Origin of the sequence: Streptomyces sp. NPDC048142 (assembly GCF_043202835.1) — a bacterium.
Taxonomy (GTDB): domain Bacteria; phylum Actinomycetota; class Actinomycetes; order Streptomycetales; family Streptomycetaceae; genus Streptomyces.
This window is the reverse complement of record NZ_JBIDBC010000042.1, coordinates 39,900-53,018: the sequence shown is the minus strand read 5'-3', so window position 1 is coordinate 53,018 and position 13,119 is coordinate 39,900. Positions and strand designations below refer to the sequence as shown.

The 13,119-nt window shown below is 71.4% G+C and carries 12 protein-coding genes, 1 tRNA gene and 1 pseudogene; 4 read left to right on the top strand and 10 right to left on the bottom strand.

The genetic code is table 11. From position 1 onward, the window contains the following. Nucleotides 1-97: 97 nt before the first annotated feature. The 3 genes from ACGF2Y_RS33290 to ACGF2Y_RS33280 form a co-directional block, all read right to left on the bottom strand. Nucleotides 98-919, bottom strand: a complete 822-nt coding sequence (locus ACGF2Y_RS33290) for a chaplin (protein WP_392955149.1) — start codon at nt 917-919, stop codon at nt 98-100. Between the two features lie 139 nt (nt 920-1,058). After that, nucleotides 1,059-1,292 (bottom strand): chaplin ChpH, encoded by a 234-nt coding sequence (gene chpH / locus ACGF2Y_RS33285; protein ID WP_003970136.1) that lies wholly within the window; start codon nt 1,290-1,292, stop codon nt 1,059-1,061. A gap of 151 nt (nt 1,293-1,443) precedes the next feature. After that, nucleotides 1,444-2,778: a M20/M25/M40 family metallo-hydrolase gene (locus ACGF2Y_RS33280; RefSeq protein WP_392955146.1), complete on the bottom strand. Its 1,335-nt coding sequence runs from the start codon at nt 2,776-2,778 to the stop codon at nt 1,444-1,446. Nucleotides 2,779-2,962: 184 nt separating this feature from the next. Here ACGF2Y_RS33280 and ACGF2Y_RS33275 point away from each other — a divergent pair. Both ACGF2Y_RS33275 and ACGF2Y_RS33270 read left to right on the top strand, forming a co-directional pair. Further along, nucleotides 2,963-3,050: transfer RNA gene (locus tag ACGF2Y_RS33275), tRNA-Leu, on the top strand. Nucleotides 3,051-3,112: 62 nt separating this feature from the next. Further along, nucleotides 3,113-4,051, top strand: coding sequence for an RluA family pseudouridine synthase (locus ACGF2Y_RS33270; protein ID WP_392955144.1), 939 nt, complete (start codon nt 3,113-3,115; stop codon nt 4,049-4,051). A gap of 12 nt (nt 4,052-4,063) precedes the next feature. Here ACGF2Y_RS33270 and ACGF2Y_RS33265 read toward each other — a convergent pair whose 3' ends face one another. The 3 genes from ACGF2Y_RS33265 to ACGF2Y_RS33255 form a co-directional block, all read right to left on the bottom strand. Next, a complete protein-coding gene (locus ACGF2Y_RS33265) occupies nt 4,064-4,693 on the bottom strand; it encodes an MBL fold metallo-hydrolase (RefSeq protein WP_392955142.1) in 630 nt (209 codons plus the stop codon). After that, complete coding sequence (locus ACGF2Y_RS33260; protein WP_392955140.1) at nt 4,693-5,778, bottom strand: S-(hydroxymethyl)mycothiol dehydrogenase; 1,086 nt, start codon at nt 5,776-5,778, stop codon at nt 4,693-4,695. Before ACGF2Y_RS33260 ends, ACGF2Y_RS33265 begins: the two co-directional genes overlap by 1 nt. A gap of 307 nt (nt 5,779-6,085) precedes the next feature. Then, a complete protein-coding gene (locus ACGF2Y_RS33255) occupies nt 6,086-6,787 on the bottom strand; it encodes a FadR/GntR family transcriptional regulator (protein ID WP_392955138.1) in 702 nt (233 codons plus the stop codon). Between the two features lie 150 nt (nt 6,788-6,937). Here ACGF2Y_RS33255 and ACGF2Y_RS33250 point away from each other — a divergent pair, with 150 nt between their 5' ends. Beyond that, entirely contained in the window at nt 6,938-7,447 is a 510-nt protein-coding gene (locus ACGF2Y_RS33250; RefSeq protein WP_392955136.1) for a gluconokinase, read from the top strand. Nucleotides 7,448-7,458: 11 nt separating this feature from the next. After that, nucleotides 7,459-8,856: a GntP family permease gene (locus tag ACGF2Y_RS33245; protein WP_392955134.1), complete on the top strand. Its 1,398-nt coding sequence runs from the start codon at nt 7,459-7,461 to the stop codon at nt 8,854-8,856. Nucleotides 8,857-8,979: 123 nt separating this feature from the next. Here the strand turns inward: ACGF2Y_RS33245 and ACGF2Y_RS33240 are convergent. The 4 genes and pseudogenes from ACGF2Y_RS33240 to ACGF2Y_RS33225 form a co-directional block, all read right to left on the bottom strand. Next, nucleotides 8,980-9,600 (bottom strand): annotated as a pseudogene (locus tag ACGF2Y_RS33240) (cytochrome b/b6 domain-containing protein); the annotation flags it as partial. Next, the gene (locus ACGF2Y_RS33235; RefSeq protein ID WP_392955132.1) at nt 9,581-10,306 is read right to left on the bottom strand and encodes a molybdopterin-dependent oxidoreductase; all 726 of its coding nucleotides are present in this window, start codon (nt 10,304-10,306) and stop codon (nt 9,581-9,583) included. The gene ACGF2Y_RS33235 and the pseudogene ACGF2Y_RS33240, both read right to left, overlap by 20 nt. A gap of 91 nt (nt 10,307-10,397) precedes the next feature. After that, nucleotides 10,398-11,969: an APC family permease gene (locus tag ACGF2Y_RS33230; RefSeq protein WP_392955130.1), complete on the bottom strand. Its 1,572-nt coding sequence runs from the start codon at nt 11,967-11,969 to the stop codon at nt 10,398-10,400. A 46-nt stretch (nt 11,970-12,015) separates the two neighbouring features. Continuing rightward, on the bottom strand, nt 12,016-12,987 hold the full coding sequence (locus ACGF2Y_RS33225) for a hypothetical protein (RefSeq protein ID WP_392955128.1): 972 nt from the start codon (nt 12,985-12,987) through the stop codon (nt 12,016-12,018). Between the last annotated feature and the right edge of the window lie 132 nt (nt 12,988-13,119).

Sequence of the window (13,119 nt, the reverse complement as noted above, 5' to 3'; positions counted from 1 at the left end):
CGTCCCCGGACAGAGCCGACACATCCCGTTGAGGACCCTGAGTCAGTCAGGCGGTGGGTCAGACCCCGCCGGGGAACGCTCACGTACATCCTCACTGTCAGGCGGCGCTGCGCGAGCGGCGGTAGAGAACCGATCCCACACCGGCGAGCAGCAGACCGGCGCCGGCCGGAATGAGCAGTTCGAGACCGCCCCCACCGGTCTGGGCGAGCTGCTCCTGGGGGAAATGCTGGGTCTCGGGAGCGTTCGCCTCGGGCGGCTGCTCGACCGGCGGGGTGACCGGCGTCTCCGGCGCGACCGGAGGGACCTCGGGCGGCGGGGGCGGAACCTCCGCGTCGTTGGAGCAGCTGTTGCCGAAGGCGGGGTTCAGCAGTCCGCCGATGGTGACGCTGTTCCCGCAGAGGTTCACGGGGATGTCGATCGGCGCCTGGATCGCGTTGCCGGAGAGGATGCCGGGCGAGCCCTGGGCGGTCCCTTCGGCCGTGGCGCCGCCGCCCGTGTCCCGGTGACGGCCGGTGCCGGGCTCGGAGGTCCGGTCCGAGGCCGTGGTGTCGCCGGCCCGGTCCGAGGCCGTGGTGTCGCCGGCCCTGGCGCCGTTGCCGGAGCCGTCGGGGACCGAGCGGGTCTCCGAGGCGGCCGAGTGGTCCCCGGAGCGGTCGGCCGAGCGGCCGGATTCCGCTGATCCGTTTCCGCAGTCGTTTCCGCTGGCGGGGTTGAGCAGTCCGCCGACGCTGGCGGAGTTGCCGCAGACGTTGACCGGGATGTCGATCGGGACCTGCACCGAGTTGCCGGACAGCACGCCCGGCGAGCCGGAGGCGGTACCGGCCGCCCCGGAGTCGGCATGGGCGTATCCGCCACTGAGCGCGAGCACTCCGCCCGCCGCCGCCATGGTGATCAGGCCTTTACGAGTGACCTGTCGCATAGGTTCGTTTCCTGCCTTCTGGCTTCCGAAAAACCCCCGGACATGAACGTGCGGGAGCCGAATGCCGAACGGTCCCGGAGTGCATGGAGTGCACTCCGGGACCGGTCGAGCTCAAACCCTTACGGGCTGACGTTCAACGTCAGGCGTTGACGCAGGTGTTGCCGAAGGCGGGGTTCAGCAGACCGATCACGGAGACCGTGTTGCCGCACACGTTGATCGGCACGTGGACCGGGACCTGGACGACGTTGCCGGAGAGCACGCCGGGGCTGCCGATGGCAGCACCCTGGGCGCCCGCGTCGGCGGAAGCCATGCCCGCACCCGCGAGAACGAGGCCACCCGTAGCAGCCGCAACTGCGACGACCTTCTTGATCATTATTCCTCCTAGTTGGAAATGCGGTCCCAGCCGCGGACCGCAAACCTTGTAACGAGGAGGCTGGGGCGGGGCTACGTGTGAACGGCCCGTTTCACTCGTTCGGACATGTCCGTACAGGTGGACGAATCGATGGCTCATCGGTCACGGACGGTCAGGAATGATCGATGAACCGGTCGAGCACTCGCACGCCGAACTGCAGACCGTCGACCGGTACCCGCTCGTCGACACCGTGGAACATCCCGGCGAAGTCCAGCTCCGGCGGCAGCTTCAGCGGGGCGAATCCGAAGCCCCGGATGCCCAGGTCGTCGAAGGACTTGGCGTCGGTGCCGGCCGAGAGCATGTACGGCACGGCACGGGCGATCGGGTCCTCGGCGACCAGCGCGGTCTGCATGGCGTCGACCAGGGCGCCGTCGAAGGTGGTCTCCAGGGCCTTGTCCGCGTGCACGTCCTCGCGGCGCACGTTGGGGCCGAGGATCCGGTCCAGATCGGCGAGGAACTCCTCCTCGTACCCCGGCAGGTAGCGGCCGTCGACGTGGGCGGTCGCCTGGCCCGGGATGACGTTGACCTTGTAGCCGGCGACGAGCTGCGTGGGGTTGGCGGTGTTCTGGAGGGAGGCTCCGATGAGCTTGGCGATGCCGCCGAGCTTGGCGAGCGTCTCGTCCATGTTCTCCGGGTCCAGCTCGGTGCCCAGCGCGTCCGAGAGCTCGTCCAGGAAGTGCCGCAGCGTCTTGGTGACCCGCACCGGGAACTTGTGCCGGCCCAGCCGCCCGACCGCCTCGGACAGCTCGGTGATGGCGTTGTCCTTGTGGATCATCGAGCCGTGCCCGGCGGTGCCGTCCACGGTGAGCTTCATCCAGTGCATGCCCTTCTGGGCCGTCTCCACCAGATACAGCCGCAGGTTCTCGTTGACGGTGAAGGAGAAGCCGCCGACCTCGCTGATCGCCTCGGTGACGCCCTCGAAGAGCCCGGGGTGGTGGTCGACGAGGTAGCGCGCCCCGTACGTCCCGCCGGCCTCCTCGTCCGCGAGGAAGGCGAGCACGATGTCGCGCGGGGGCTTGCGGCCGGTGCGCATCCGCTCACGGACGACCGCGAGGGTCATCGCGTCCATGTCCTTCATGTCGACCGCGCCCCGGCCCCAGACGCAGCCGTCCGCGATCTCCCCGGAGAACGGGTCGTGCGTCCAGTCCGCCGCATTGGCCGGGACGACGTCGGTGTGCCCGTGGATGAGGAGCGCCGGGCGGGAGGGGTCCTCACCCTCGATCCGGGCGACGGTGGAGGCCCGCCCCTTGTGCGACTCGAAGATCTGCGGCTCCAGGCCGACCTCCGCGAGCTTCTCCGCGACGTACTCGGCCGCGAGCCGCTCACCGGGGCCCGAGTGGTCGCCGTAGTTGCTGGTGTCGATCCGGATCAGGTCACGACAGAGGTCGACGACCTCCCTCTCGGCGTTGCCGCCGGTGACGGCCCTGCCCGTGCTGCTCTCGCTCACGCTGGTTCCTTCCACTGTCGCTGTGGTGCTCCCTGCTCATCCTCCCGCGCCCACGGCGTACACCCAAGGCCGCGCGTCCCCCTCACGCACCGTTCACAGCCATCGGGGCGTGATCGAGCACCCCTGAAAGTTTGCTATGGTTTTCCACGTCGGAACGGGCACGGGCCCGCGAGACAGACACCTTGTCCGGGTGGCGGAATGGCAGACGCGCTAGCTTGAGGTGCTAGTGCCCTTTATCGGGCGTGGGGGTTCAAGTCCCCCCTCGGACACCAGCAGGAGCCCCACTTCGGTGGGGCTCTTTTGCGTGACCGGACCACGACGGAGAGGTGCCACCATGAGGGGCCGCAGGAAGCCGCCCGCCTCTCCGCTTCCCCAGCGGGACGGGATCGACGCGGTGCGGGTGCGGTTGCCGGAGGATCCGGGTGGGGCCTGGGGGTGCGTCGGGGAGCATCTGGTCGCGCGCTTCGGCGGGGCGGTCGGGGCGGGCCGGGTGGTGGAGATGCTCGATGCCGGGCGGTTCGTGGGGGCCGACGGGGTCGCCGTGCGGGGCGGGGAGCCGTACGCCGCCGGGCGGTATCTCTGGTTCCACCGGGACTTCGCGCCGGAGGAGCCGGTGCCCTTCCCGGTCGGGGTCGTGTACCGGGACGAGCGCCTGGTGGTCGCCGACAAGCCGCATTTCCTGGCGACCGTGCCCCGGGGGCGGCACATCACCGAGACCGCGGTGGCCCGGCTGCGGCGGGAGCTGGACCTGCCCGCGTTGCAGCCCGCGCACCGGCTGGACCGGCTGACCGCGGGGCTCGTGCTGCTGGTGGTGCGGCCCGAGGACCGGGGCGCGTACCAGACGCTGTTCCGGGACCGGCTGGTGCGCAAGGAGTACGAGGCGGTGGCCCCGTACGATCCCGGCGTTCCGCTCCCCCGGACCGTGCGGAGCCGGATCGTGAAGGAGCGCGGGGTGCTCGCCGCCCGTCAGGAGGCGGGCGAGGCGAACAGTGAGAGCCGGGTGGAGCTGGTGGAGCACCGGGGGCCGCTCGGGCGCTACCGGCTGCTGCCCGCCACCGGGCGGACGCATCAGCTGCGGGTCCATATGAACGCCCTGGGGCTGCCGATCGTCCACGATCCGCTGTATCCGGTGGTGGCGGCGGAGGCTTCCCCCGATGACTTCTCACGGCCCCTCCAGCTGCTGGCGCGGGTGCTGGAGTTCGCCGATCCGGTCAGCGGGGAGCCGCGGCGCTTCGAGAGCGGGCTGCGGCTCTCCGCCTGGCCGGATCGGTGACGTACGCGTCCGTCAGTGGCCGCGCTTGATCCAGTCGTCGAGGCCCGGGGCCTCCGCGCCGATCGAGGTGGGGTCTCCGTGGCCGGTGCGGACGGCCGTGTCGCCCGGCAGGGTGAGCAGCCGGTCCCTGATCGAGTCGATGATCGTCGGGAAGTGCGAGAAGGACCGGCCGGTGGCGCCGGGGCCGCCGTGGAAGAGCGTGTCCCCGGTGAAGACGGTGCCGAGGCCGGGGGCGTACAGGCAGACCGCGCCGGGGGCGTGGCCCGGGGTGTGCAGGACCGTGAGGGTGGTGCCGGCGATCTCCAGTTCCTGGCCGTCGGTCAGGGTGCCGTCGGGGGCGCGGTCCGGGTGGGTGCGCTGCCAGAGCGGGAGGTCGTCCGGGTGGAGGAGGACCGGGGCGCCGGTGGCGTCCGCGAGGGCGGGGGCGGCGTCGATGTGGTCGTTGTGCGCGTGGGTGCAGACGATGGCGCGCAGCGTCCGGCCGCCGAGCGCGGCCTCGATGGCGGCGGCGTCGTGGGCGGCGTCGATGACGATCGCCTCGGTGTCGTCGCCGACGATCCAGACGTTGTTGTCGACGTCCCACTCGCCGCCGTCGAGGGCGAAGGTGCCGGAGGTGACCAGGTGGTCGATGCGGGCGGCCATCAGAGGACCACCACCGAGCGCAGGACGTCGCCGTCGTGCATCCGGGCGAAGGCCTGCTCGATGTCTCCCAGGCCGATGGTCTCGGTGACGAAGGCCGCGAGGTCGAGGCGGCCCTGCTGGTGGAGGTCGACGAGCATCGGGAAGTCGCGGGAGGGCAGGCAGTCGCCGTACCAGGAGGACTTGAGCGAGCCGCCGCGGCCGAAGACGTCCAGGAGCGGCAGTTCGAGCTTCATGTCCGGGGTGGGGACGCCGACGAGGACGACCGTTCCGGCGAGGTCGCGGGCGTAGAAGGCCTGCTGGTAGGTCTCCGGGCGGCCGACGGCCTCGATGACGACGTCGGCGCCGTTGCCGTCGGTGAGGGCGCGGATGGCCTCGACGGGGTCGGTGGAGCGGGAGTTGACGGTGTGGGTGGCGCCCATCCTCTTCGCCGTCTCCAGCTTGCGGTCGTCGATGTCGACCGCGATGATCTTCGCCGCGCCGGCCAGCCGGGATCCGGCGACGGCCGCGTCGCCGACGCCGCCGCAGCCGATCACGGCGACCGAGTCGCCGCGGCCGACCTGGCCGGTGTTGATGGCGGCGCCGATGCCCGCCATGACACCGCAGCCGAGCAGTCCGGCGACGGCCGGGGAGACCTCGGGGTCGACCTTGGTGCACTGGCCGGAGGCGACGAGGGTCTTCTCGGCGAAGGCGCCGATGCCCAGGGCGGGCGACAGCTCCGTGCCGTCGAGCAGCGTCATCTTCTGCTTCGCGTTGTGGGTGTCGAAGCAGTACCAGGGGCGGCCGCGCAGGCAGGCCCGGCACTGACCGCACACGGCACGCCAGTTGAGGATGACGAAGTCGCCGGGGGCGACGTCCGTGACGCCCGCGCCGACCGACTCCACGACGCCCGCGGCCTCGTGGCCCAGGAGGAAGGGGAACTCGTCGTTGATGCCGCCCTGCTGGTAGTGCAGGTCGGTGTGGCAGACGCCGCACGCCTGGATCTTCACGACGGCCTCGCCGGGTCCGGGGTCCGGGATCTGAATCGTCTCGACCCTGACCGGCTCGTTCTTCCCCGGTGCGATGACCCCTTGCACCTGCTGCGCCATAACCGTGCTCTCCCTGCTCCTGAGCTTTCGCGAAGATCGAACGCGGACAACCGTACGCCCGGGGCGGGTTCCGCGCCGCATCGCGCGGAAGGCTCTAGGGCCTGTCGTCCAACTGCCGTCGTCGCCCGAAGGGCGGCCGGGCGGCGCATGGTGCGTGCGATCGCAAGGCGCCGGAATGGTCTCGGATGGGGCCTCCCCTGCTCGAACGAAGCTGAGAGCTTGGGGAAGGAGCTACTAGGGCATTTCGGCAACACCGCGAGCGTGCGTGCCAGGCGTCGCCCGGCAGACGACAGTTGGACGACAGGCCCTAGGGGGCGAGGACGTCCAGCTCGTGCAGGGCGCCGACCGCGATCTCCTTGGTGATCCGTTCGGCGGCCGCCGGGTCGCCCTCGCGGACCGCCTCGGCGAGCCGGACGTGCAGGGTGACGGCGGCCGGGTCGGGGTCCTCGAACATCACCTGGTGGTGGGTGCGGCCCGCGAGCACCTCGGCGACGACGTCACCGAGCCGGGCGAACATCTCGTTGCCCGAGGCGTTGAGGACGATCCGGTGGAAGGCGATGTCGTGTTCGAGGTAGCCCTCCAGCTGGCGGCCGCGCGAGGTGGCGACCATGCCGAGGGCGCGTTCGGTGAGCTCGGCGCACTGTTCGGCGGTGGCGTGGCGGGCGGCGAGGCCGGCGGCGACGGGTTCGACCGCGGAGCGCAGCACGGTGAGGGAGCGCAGCTGGCGCGGGCGGTCGGCGCCGGCGAGGCGCCAGCGGATGACCTGGGGGTCGTAGACGTTCCAGGTCTCGGTGGGGCGGACGGTCACGCCGACGCGGCGGCGGGATTCCACCAGGTGCATCGATTCCAGGACCCGGACCACTTCGCGGACGACCGTACGGGAGACGTCGAAGCGCTGGGCGAGCTCGTCGGTGCGCAGGACGCTGCCGGGCGGGCACTGGCCGGAGGAGATCTCCAGACCCAGGGTGTCCAGCACATGTGTATGCAGTCCCTGGCCCTGTGTGGTCATGGGTCAAGCCTACGGGCAGGCCTCCGGGAAGAAAAAGTACGACGTTTACATCACAGACTCTTGAATACGTCGTACCTAATGGGTTTCAGTAGCGCGACGGACCGATGTCGAAGAAGACAGCGAGACACCCCTATGAACACGGCACCCCCCATGAGCACCCCCCACGTCGTCGTGGTGATGGGCGTAGCAGGAACCGGCAAGACCACGATCGGTCCCCTGCTCGCCGCCGAACTCGGCGTTCCGTACGCCGAGGGCGACGACTTCCACCCCGCGGCGAACATCGCCAAGATGTCGGCCGGCACCCCGCTGGACGACGAGGACCGGTGGCCCTGGCTGGACGCCATCGGCGCATGGGCGCACGGGCGGGCGGGGCTCGGCGGGGTCGTCTCCAGCTCCGCGCTCAAGCGGGTCTACCGGGACCGGCTGCGGGAGGGGGCGCCGGACGCCGTCTTCCTGCAGCTGACCGGTGACCGGGCGCTGATCGAGGAGCGGATGGCGGACCGCAAGGGCCACTTCATGCCCACCGCGCTGCTCGACTCGCAGTTCGCGGCGCTGCAGCCGCTCCAGGCCGACGAGGCCGGGGTGAGCGTCGACGTGTCCGGCACCCCTGAGGAAATCACCCGGCGAGCCGTCGCCGCGCTGCGCCGGCTCGATACCTAAGGACCATCACCGTGACCAGTCTCAGCGTCGAGACGCTGGCAGCGGACGCCGCCGAACCGATCACCTCGGCAGGCAACGCCCAGTTGGGCATCGCCGTCCTGGCGGGCATCGCCGTCATCGTTCTTCTCATCACCAAGGTCAGGATGCACGCGTTCCTGGCACTGACCATCGGTTCGCTGGCGCTCGGCTCCTTCGCCGGAGCCGCCCCGGCCGACACGATTCTCAGCTTCACCGCGGGTCTGGGCTCCACCGTCGCGGGCGTGGGCGTCCTGATCGCGCTCGGCGCCATCCTCGGCAAACTGCTCGCCGACTCGGGCGGGGCCGACCAGGTCGTCGACACCATCCTGGCGAGGGCCGGCGGCCGGGCCATGCCCTGGGCGATGGTCCTGATCGCCTCGATCATCGGTCTGCCGCTGTTCTTCGAGGTCGGGATCGTGCTGATGATCCCGGTCGTCCTGCTCGTCGCCAAGCGCGGCAACTACTCCCTGATGCGGATCGGCATCCCCGCGCTGGCCGGTCTCTCCGTGATGCACGGGCTGATCCCGCCGCACCCCGGCCCGCTGGTCGCGATCGACGCCCTGGACGCCAACCTCGGCGTGACGCTGGCGCTCGGCGTGCTGGTCGCCATCCCGACGGTGATCATCGCCGGTCCGGTGTTCTCCCGCTACGCCGCGCGCTGGGTGGACGTCAAGCCGCCGGAGAACATGATTCCGCAGCGGCCGTCCGAGGACCTGGACCGCCGTCCGAGCTTCGGCGCGACCCTGGCGACCATCCTGCTGCCGGTCGTCCTGATGCTGCTGAACGCGCTCGTCGAGATCGTGGTCGACGACCCCGAGAACGGTCTCCAGAAGGTCACCGCGGTCGTCGGCTCGCCGCTGATCGCCCTGCTCGCGGCCGTCCTCGTCGGGATGTTCACGCTCGGCCGGGCCGCCGGGTTCACCAGGGACCGGCTCGCCGGCACCGTGGAGAAGTCCCTCGCCCCGATCGCCGGGATCCTGCTCATCGTCGGCGCGGGCGGCGGTTTCAAGCAGACGCTGATCGACGCCGGGGTGGGCCGGATGATCCTGGAGTTCTCCGAGGACTGGTCGATACCCGCCCTGCTGCTCGGCTGGCTGATCGCCGTCGCGATCCGCCTCGCCACCGGATCGGCCACGGTCGCCACCATCTCCGCCGCCGGCCTGGTCGCCCCGCTGGCCGCCTCCATGTCGACCTCGCACGCGGCCCTGCTGGTGCTGGCCGTCGGCGCCGGTTCGCTCTTCTTCAGCCATGTGAACGACGCCGGGTTCTGGCTGGTGAAGGAGTACTTCGGCATGGACGTCGGCCAGACGGTGAAGACCTGGTCGGTGATGGAGACGATCATCTCCGTGGTGGCCATGGCCTTCATCCTGCTGCTGTCGCTGTTGCTGTAGCGCACGGCCGCCGGGCCGCTCGTTCGGATCGGGCGAGCCCGGCATGATCCGAACGGGAGGCCCTACGTTCCGGACTCCCCGGGGGGGCCGGTCGCCCGCCCGGGAGGGTGCGGGGGACCGGCCCTCTTCCGGCTGCCACAGCCGGTGCTCGGTCCGCGCCCAGTGAGGGTCGACCGACCCGGTCCGCATACCGCGCCGCGCCTCGGGATCGGCGTACGCCATCGCGAGGTGACCGGCCAGCACGACGCCGATGGCGAGGGCCAGCCAGTCGTGGACGAAGGTGGCTCCCGTGCGTACCACCAGGGGCGCCAGCGAGGTGAACCACATCAGCAGCCCGGTGCCGAGCATCACCAGGAGCGCCCCGGCGATCCACGACGCGTAGAGCTTCTGGCCCGCGTTGAACTTGCCCGCGGGCCGGGCCGACGCCCGGTGGTCGCGGCGGCGCACCGCCCGCAGCCAGCGCCGGTCGTGCGGCCCGAACCGGTTGAGCCGGGTCAGGTCGACGCGCAGCTCGCGGGAGGCCAGGCCGAGCAGCAGCGGTACGGGGACGAGCAGGCCCGACCATTCGTGGACGGTCACCACGAGCCGGCGGCGGCCGACGAGTTCGGCCAGCTGGGGCACGTACAGGCAGGCCGCGGTCGCCACGCAGAGGAGCACGAGCCAGGACGTCGTCCGGTGCACCCAGCGCTGCGCCGGGCCGAACCGGTGCACCCGGGGGGCCGGTTCAGACGGTGGGGGTGTCATCGCGGCCGTTGGACCGTCCCACCCAGGCGTCGACGTCATAGCCGAGCTCCTCCCAGTAGCCGGGCCGGACCGCGTCGGTGACGGTGATCCCGGAGAGCCATTTCGCCGACTTGTAGAAGTACATCGGGGCCACGTACAGACGGACGGGCCCGCCGTGCGTGTGGGTCAGGCCCCGGTCCTGCATGCGCAGGGCGACCAGCACGTCGGGGCGGCGGGCCTGGTCCAGGGTGAGGCTCTCGCTGTAGACGCCGTCGAAGCAGGTGAAGCGGACGGCCTTCGCGCCGGGGCGCACCCCGGCCGCGTCGAGGATCTCGGAGAGCCTGACGCCCTCGAAGGGGGTGTCGGGGACGCGCCAGCCGGTGACGCACTGGACGTCCCGGACCATCCTGGTCTGCGGCAGGGCCCGCAGATCGGACAGGGTGTACGTGGAGGGGCGGGCGACGAGTCCGTCGACGGTGAGGCGGTAGTCGGCGGGTCCCTTCTTCGGCACGGAGGAGGCGACGGAGTAGTAGCGGAACCCGCCGCCGTTGGGCAGCAGCCCCGTCAGCCCGGTCGGGTCCTTGTCGGCGAGCGCGCCGAGGCCGCTCTCCATGCCTCGCTGGAGCAGCGGCGCAGCCGCCACGGCGGCGGCGCCCAGTCCCAGCACGGACAGGACGAGGCGGCGGCCCACGGGGGCGCCTTCGGTATCGCTCGGGCGGTTGTCCACCCGGCCATTCGAGCACCCGCACTCCCCTGTCACCAGGGAACGCGGGTGCCCGTCATCGTTCGGTAAGACCTCGCGGGCCCCGGGGAGCCGGTCAGTGGCGGGCCGACTCGCTCTCGGCGGCCTTCTCCAGCTGGAACGCCTCGTTGCCGAGGCCGATGCGGGCGTGCACCTCGGGCTTGACCGAGCGCAGCACCGCCCCGTACACGAGGCCGCCGACGAGCGCGAGGATGATCACGCCCGGCAGCAGCCAGTCGAGGGCCGAGCCGGGTCCCGATCCGACGAGGACGTCGAAGTCGCGGACGGTGAGGACGGCGATCGACAGGAGCGCGATTCCGGCGAGGCCGGATGCCACCAGGCGCGGTGCCTGCGCACGGCCCGCGCCGCGCTTGACGAAGAAGGCGATGACGGCGAAGGAGGCGGCGGCCATCAGCAGGATGATGCCGAGCGCCCCGACGTTGCCCATCCAGGTGAACAGCCGCAGGACGGGAGCGGTGGGGTCGCCGACCCGGTTGTCGTCGGTGAGGGCGAAGGCCAGCACGATCACGACGGAGACGGCGGTCTGGAGCAGCGAGCCGGTGCCGGGGGCGCCGCTCGCCCGGTTGGTGCGGCCGAAGCGGGCGGGCAGCAGGCCCTCGCGCCCCATCGCGAACGCGTAGCGGGCCACGACGTTGTGGAAGCTGAGGAGCGCGGCGAACATCCCGGTGACGAAGAGGATGTGCAGGACGTCGGTGAAGGTGGAGCCGAGCCGCTCCTCGGTGAGGCCGAACAGCATGCCGGGGCCCTCCTTGAGGGAGGTGTCGGCGATGGAGCCGGGTCCGGCGGCGACGGTCACGGCCCAGGAGCTGACCGCCAGGAACAGGGCGGCGTAGCCCACCGCGAGGAACATCACCCGGGACACCACGATCTGCGGGCGGCTGGTCTCCTCCGCGTACACCGGGGCCTGCTCGAAGCCGACGAACGCGGCGATGCAGAAGCAGAGCGCGGTGCCGAGCCCGGCGCCGGTGAGGGTCTCGGGGTTGAAGGCGTGCAGCGACAGGCCCTCGGGGCCCGGCTTGCTCACCGCGGCGATGTCGAAGATCACGACGAGGGCGCACTCGATGACCAGCAGGACGCCGAGCACCTTGGCGTTGAGGTCGATCTTCAGCCAGCCGAGGACACCGACGACGCCCGCCGCGAACAGGGCCGGTACCCACCACGCCAGCTCGATGTCGAGGTAAGCGGCGAAGATGCCGGAGACCTCGAAGCCGAGGATGCCGTAGATGCCGACCTGCATCGCGCTGTACGCCACCAGCGCCACCAGCGAGGCGCCGGCGCCGGCGGTCGGGCCGAGCCCGCGGGCGATGTACGCGTAGATCGCGCCGGCGTTGTGGACGTGCCGGCTCATCTCCGCGTAACCGACGCCGAACAGCATCAGGACGACGCCCAGGATGATGTAGAGCAGCGGCTGGCCGACGATGCCCATCACGCCGAAGACGGTGGGCATCACTCCGGCGACCACCATCAGGGGGGCGCTGGCCGCGACCACCGAGAGCAGGAGGCCGGAGGTGCCGAGCCGGTTCGCGCGCAGGGCGCGTTCCTCGCCCTTGTAGGTGTTGATCCCGCCGGTATCGGCCGTCCCCCTCGTGGTGCCGGTCTCGCTGGAAAGTGAACTGCCCCTCGACATGGCGGAATGGGTCCCTTCTTCGTGGTGGGGTGGTGCCCTTCGTGCTTCACGGGGTGCCGAGCGCGTAGGCGCGCGCGGCGGTGAACGCGGCGTGGGGCTCCCGGCCGGAGTACGACCAGGGCGCGGCGGTGGCGTACGGGCCGATGCGGTGGAAGAGGGCGGCGGCCTCGGCGGGCCGTCCCTCGCAGACCTTGGCGTGCGCCAGGAAGTTGAGGTCGATGCGGTGGCGCGGGTGGTCCTCGCGCTCCCATTCCAGCCACCAGTCGAAGGCGGCCTTCATCACCTGGCGGGACCGGCGGCCGGACCAGTGCACGGAGACCGCCGGGTCGTCGGGCTCGAGGCCGGCGGCGACCAGGACGCGGTAGCGCTCGGTGTGGGCGACGACCGGGAGCACGGCCAGCGGGGAGTCGGCGGGGGCCAGTTCGGCGGCCCAGGCGGCGAAGTCGTACACCTCGTGGAGGGGGTCGTGGCCGCTGGCGGGGTTGCTCTCGGCCAGCAGAGCGGTCATCACGTGGTGGGCGTGGTGATGGTCCGGGTGGCGGGAGCGCACCTCCTCGAAGAGCCTGCCGGTCTCGTCCGCGCCGTCGTCGCGGCCCCGGTCCAGGAGGAGCAGCGCGAGCCAGGGGGTGGGGTCCTCGGGGGTGAGGCGGGCGGCGGCCAGGCAGGCTTCCCGGGCGCGGGCGGCGTCGTTCGCCCTGGCCTTGGGCCGCAGCGCGCGGGCGACCCGGGCGCAGCCGAGCAGGGTGGCGGCATCCGCGCTCTCGGGTTCGACGAGCAGCCAGTCACCGGCCCAGTCCACGGCGGACGAGATCTCGGCCAGCGCCAGGAACCGATGTCCGCGGCGGTCCCAGTCCCGCCCGGTGCCCACCAGCAGGGTGCGGGCCTCGGACCATCTGCCCTGGGCGAACTGCCACCGTACGGCGATGAGTTCGTCGTCGTCGAGGGCCGGATCGAAGACATGGTCCGGGCGGCTGCCCCGACGTCGGGAGCGGCCCAGGGGCGGCGGAGGCGGGGGCATGCCGCAGGCTTCTTTCGATGCGGTGTGCGAGCAGATGATCGCGCACAGCAAAGCGGTAGGCAACGCCCCACGTCAAGGGGCGTTGTCCGGTAACTGCTCCGGTCCACCGGCCAGTTGGCTTGATCTGGTCGG

What these genes read in the sequence shown, in the direction of transcription:
- ACGF2Y_RS33230 (WP_392955130.1), bottom strand. Translation starts at nt 11,969, where the DNA reads ATGTCGAGGGGCAGTTCACTTTCCAGCGAGACCGGCACCACGAGGGGG.
- ACGF2Y_RS33225 (WP_392955128.1), bottom strand. Translation starts at nt 12,987, where the DNA reads ATGCCCCCGCCTCCGCCGCCCCTGGGCCGCTCCCGACGTCGGGGCAGC.
- ACGF2Y_RS33250 (WP_392955136.1), top strand. Translation starts at nt 6,938, where the DNA reads ATGAGCACCCCCCACGTCGTCGTGGTGATGGGCGTAGCAGGAACCGGC.
- ACGF2Y_RS33270 (WP_392955144.1), top strand. Translation starts at nt 3,113, where the DNA reads ATGAGGGGCCGCAGGAAGCCGCCCGCCTCTCCGCTTCCCCAGCGGGAC.
- ACGF2Y_RS33265 (WP_392955142.1), bottom strand. Translation starts at nt 4,693, where the DNA reads ATGGCCGCCCGCATCGACCACCTGGTCACCTCCGGCACCTTCGCCCTC.
- ACGF2Y_RS33290 (WP_392955149.1), bottom strand. Translation starts at nt 919, where the DNA reads ATGCGACAGGTCACTCGTAAAGGCCTGATCACCATGGCGGCGGCGGGC.
- chpH (WP_003970136.1), bottom strand. Translation starts at nt 1,292, where the DNA reads ATGATCAAGAAGGTCGTCGCAGTTGCGGCTGCTACGGGTGGCCTCGTT.
- ACGF2Y_RS33255 (WP_392955138.1), bottom strand. Translation starts at nt 6,787, where the DNA reads ATGACCACACAGGGCCAGGGACTGCATACACATGTGCTGGACACCCTG.
- ACGF2Y_RS33260 (WP_392955140.1), bottom strand. Translation starts at nt 5,778, where the DNA reads ATGGCGCAGCAGGTGCAAGGGGTCATCGCACCGGGGAAGAACGAGCCG.